Consider the following 4284-nt stretch of genomic DNA (forward strand, 5'->3'; position numbering starts at 1 on the left):
GGCGCCAAGCGCGAGGTATATCTGCGCCTCCAATGCGCTAGATAAGGCTATTGGGATCTGCCTCACGTGCGGCGACGTGGATATAGACTTGCGCACGATACGGATCAAGTCCCCGGGCCCCGACATGGACAAACTGTTGCTAAACTACGAAGTAGCGGGGACCATCACCGTGGATGGGTGCGGCGGAAGGAAGGCGGAGCTGATAGTACTGAAGCTCAGGGATCCTAAACGCTGAGTTGCTCCAGTAGAGGCGTGTATTTGAATAAGCTGTCGGGAAACACCAACACCGAGATCCCCCTGTAGGGGTTTTTTAGATAAGCGCTGTAGACGGCCCCCGCGCTTGGCCCAATTAAGAGGCCGTGTCTCTTGGCGAAGTCCCTAACCCCCCTAAGGGCCTCCTCTAGAGAGATATCCACAATCTCGGCCTCGACTAATTTAATCCACTTCATGCCTGTCTCCACCCTCCTAATCCCCGGAATCCAGTCCCTCGGCTGCACGGCCACCAGCTTGGTGCCGTACCTCACGCCGAAGTAGAATCCGAGGGCCGAGGCGTGGCCCGAGGTGCCGATCCCCGCAATTATGTAGTCGGGCTTCTTCCCCAGCGCGGCGAGTTGCCAGTCTATCTCAGCCGCCGTCCTGAGGTGGGCAACGAAGTTGAGGTCGTTGCCGAACTGGTTTGGGTGCACCGCCCCCTCCCTAATGTCCTTCTCCAGGTGCTCCAGCGCCTCCACCGTCATCGAGACGTCGAGTATCTGCCACTCGGCGCCTAGGTAGTTGAGGAGGGGGACGACGTACCTCCCCGCCGTCGGGATGTAGATCTTCACCCTCTTCCCCAGCACGTTGCCAAGCGCCGCGAGGGCGACGGCGACGTTTCCGCTGGAGACCTCCACAACTCTGTCACCCTCCACAGACTTCAGTAGGTAGTACACAGTCCTGTCCTTGACGCTGGCGCTGAAGGGGTTGAACCACTCCAGCTTCGCATAGGCCTCCCCGGGGCCCTCCGAGATTTTGAGAAGAGGCGTGGGCCAGCCCCCCCTCAGCAACTCGAGCGAGTTGTTAAACACGCGGTGTGGGCTGGGCCTTGGGTAGAGCTCTGCGAGAGACACCTCCTCCCCCACTGCGACACTCCTCTCGAAAAGCGGAGACAGGCAACGCGCCGCCTCTCCGTCGACCACCCTCAGCCGGCCCTCCCTAATCAGCTCTCTGTAGTATTCGAGACACACCCCAGCATCGTGGAGGAGATTCCCCAACTATATAAATCTAAGCGGCGGACCTCTCAGCCGGCCCTAATGGCGGCGGTGTCCCTAATTGCCAGATTATACGTCCGACTCAGCGCTATATGCACCGCCGTCATTGAGGCGTAGACCGCCAAGGCCGCGGCGGCGAGGCCGTTTATCTCCGACGAGCGGAACACGGTGGCAACCATGCCGCTGAGCAGGCTACCGAAGCCGATCCCGAGGCCGAGCACCACGCTGTATATACCCATCACAGTGCCTCTGTACCTAATGTCGGCCTCGTCTCCTATCAGCGCAAGTATGCTGGGACCAATCGCCGACGTTAGGAACAAGAGGGGCGCCGTGACGGCTATGGCCTCAACCGGGCCGAGGCCCACGTGGAGAGCCACGTTGAGCACAGCCAGCGCGGCGAGGCCCCCCACCAGGCCCAGCCTAAACGTCCTTACCCGGCCCCACCTGTCCGCCAGCCTGCCGAAGATAATTGCGCCAGCCCCGAGGAGCGCCAAGGCGCCTATGAACAGCAGGCCAACCACCAGGTTCTCCCCAAGCCTCCCCACTATGTGTTGCACGGCGCCGTGGCCGGCGTCGCCCACGCGCAGGACGCGGGGCGCGTACATCGCCATGCCGATTATCGACGTCAAGGCAAACCACACGGGGAGGAGCGCCAAGGCGGAGGGCGGTAGCACCGAGAAAAGAAGCCTCCCCTCCTCCGGCGCCGCCGGCCTAGTCTCCGACAGAAACCTGGCGAAGAGAGGCGTCGCCGCGGCTGTGAAGAGGGCAACGGCGAGGTACGCCGAGGGGCCGCGGAGGGCGGAGTAGAGGGCGGACCCCAGCAGGTAGCCCACCCCATAACTCCCAAGATTGATAAACTCGAAACCGCCCATCCCAAGCCCCCTATTCCTCACCTCGGTGAGGTCGGTGGCCATAGCCAGGGAGGAGGTGAGTATAAAAGCCGTGGTTAAGCCAATCACGCCGTTTAGCAACGCCTCCAGCCACGGAGTCCCGCGGGTGTAGAAAGCCCAGGCCAGGAGCAACATCGCGACGGATCTAACCACGTAGCCAATTACCAGAGTTTTCTTCCGGCCGAGGGTATCCGACCACCTCCCCGCGATAAAAGCCCCAATCGCCTCTAGGAATGGGTACGACGCGAGGACCACGCCGGCCTCCAGATTCCCGCCGCTGGCCAGCTTCACCACAAGGAAGGCGCTGGCCCCGGAGCCTATACGCGCCACAAATATCGGAATGTAAGACGCGGCAATCCTCATACCGCCAGCCGGGCTTCCTATTTATATAGTTTCCCTCATATACGACGGCCACGATACGGCTCAAGACAACTGCGTTTATCAAACGCAACACCTCACGCGGCGCATTCAGCATCTAGGCTCTACACATCGGCAACAACCTCATCAACACCTTCGGCGGGCCCCACCCGCCACGTGCCCTCGTACACTTCTCTCTTCCTAATCTGTAACGGCTATTCTCCCAACGCACTCCGCCTTGGCAACGGTGTACAGTGTCCAGAAATGTTTATAAAGCCCTTTTTTTTGAGGCATGTTGTCGGCTAGAGTTCTGGTGCTTGTGGTGGCGCTGTCTGTTGCGGCGCTGGCTGGGTATGTGGAGGTGTATGTAGAGGAGGGGCCGGAGGTTGAAGGTTTACATATATACGCGTGGGATGGGGAGAGCTGGGCGCCTGTCTACGTCACCTACGTCCCAGAGTACATAGACACCTACATAGCCTCCGCCGGACGGTGGGCGTCGATGCCTTACTACAACATGTCGAGATACATCCTACACATCCCCAGAGAGGCCTTTAGACGCGGCCCGCCCAGTACGCCACCAGGCCTAGAGCGGTGGACGCTGGAGGTGCAGAATGGGACTAAGAAGGCGGCGGTAGAGCTGGCAGTGGGTAGAAAACCCATAACAAAGGGAAACGCCACGCTTGCAACTTGGAGCACCATAGGCACAGAACCCCCTAGAACCCCCAACCGCGGCAAATTCACAACGCCAAGAGGCCAGCCAAAGCGCGACAAAGCTACTGGAGAGGTGGGCATAACCAGCTACGCCGTGTCTAAAGGCACGACTATATACCCAATAGGTAGCTTATACTTCAAACAAATTACTGTAAGTGGCTCTTTCGCTACGTATTTACCAGTTGATACACCAACTGGTATCAACACTCTGTGTGGATTATCTCAAATGCACTGGGTAGGTTTCGAAGTTCAAAACCTCACAGTAGGCGTGAAGGTGTCTGGTACACTCTACTACGGCTCTGTGGCGCTCGAGTTTTACAACCTAGACACGTGTACCTACATAACTACGATGTACCTAACACCACCCAGCTCTGGTGTCTACTGGACAAACCTATACGTGACGCTACCACAAGACTCTCAAATAGGCGTCAGAATACGGGCAAGCGGCTACGCGCCGTACTCCACCACCATTAACGTATATATAGCGGCGAGGTATAGGAAGACGGTTAATGATTTAGCGCAGATCGCCACGACAAAAGCAACGACTTACTTAACTCCCAGAGTTAGCTCCAGCTACCGCTACAAGGTTGCTGTATTATTCGGCCCATACGTGGCGTACGACGGCTTGGCCGCCACCACCGCGGGCACCACGTTTAACTACATCTACGTGCCGCCCTCGTCAGTGAGGCTATACTGGACCGGGCAATATTGCTCGTCAATTTTCGTTGAGTATTATGTTAATGGAGTCCTCTACCTACAGAGATTTGTGGGGCCAACCACCTCTTCACCTGCCGGCGGCTACTACTGTAACTACGAGGTCCCGTCTACAGTACTCCAACTTAGGGCAAGAGACTACGCAATCTCAAAAGCACTGTCAAGCGGCGGCGGGATAACGGTGTCGGTGGTTTACCAAGTATGGAATTCTCCCGACGCGACAATATCCTACAGTGGAAACTTGGAAATAGCGTACAGCCGCTGGATAGAGCCCTTCCACTCCAATTACATAGATAATAAGACTGGTGAGCCTTATCTAAATTGGGGCGTCATGCTACTTCTTAACACATATCAAATTCTTGGCT

Annotated in this window: 3 protein-coding genes and 1 pseudogene; 2 read left to right on the forward strand and 2 right to left on the reverse strand. The window is 57.5% G+C overall.

Annotated features, from left to right (window positions below; genetic code table 11):
- Nucleotides 1–235: pseudogene (locus ACP5J3_RS11405) on the forward strand (helix-turn-helix domain-containing protein); the annotation flags it as partial.
- Here ACP5J3_RS11405 and ACP5J3_RS11410 read toward each other — a convergent pair.
- On the reverse strand, nt 225–1223 hold the full coding sequence (locus tag ACP5J3_RS11410; protein ID WP_428495803.1) for a pyridoxal-phosphate dependent enzyme: 999 nt from the start codon (nt 1221–1223) through the stop codon (nt 225–227). The pseudogene ACP5J3_RS11405 and the gene ACP5J3_RS11410 overlap by 11 nt on opposite strands.
- Nucleotides 1224–1276: 53 nt before the next feature.
- Nucleotides 1277–2500, reverse strand: a complete 1224-nt coding sequence (locus ACP5J3_RS11415) for an MFS transporter (RefSeq protein WP_428495804.1) — start codon at nt 2498–2500, stop codon at nt 1277–1279.
- Nucleotides 2501–2786: 286 nt separating this feature from the next.
- Between ACP5J3_RS11415 and ACP5J3_RS11420 the strand changes: the two genes are divergently transcribed.
- Nucleotides 2787–4284 (forward strand): hypothetical protein (locus ACP5J3_RS11420; protein WP_428495805.1); only part of this gene is annotated, 1498 nt, incomplete at its 3' end.

It is taken from the genome of Pyrobaculum sp. (genome assembly GCF_049971835.1).
GTDB lineage: Archaea > Thermoproteota > Thermoprotei > Thermoproteales > Thermoproteaceae > Pyrobaculum.

What these genes read in the sequence shown, in the direction of transcription:
- ACP5J3_RS11415 (WP_428495804.1), bottom strand. Translation starts at nt 2,500, where the DNA reads ATGAGGATTGCCGCGTCTTACATTCCGATATTTGTGGCGCGTATAGGC.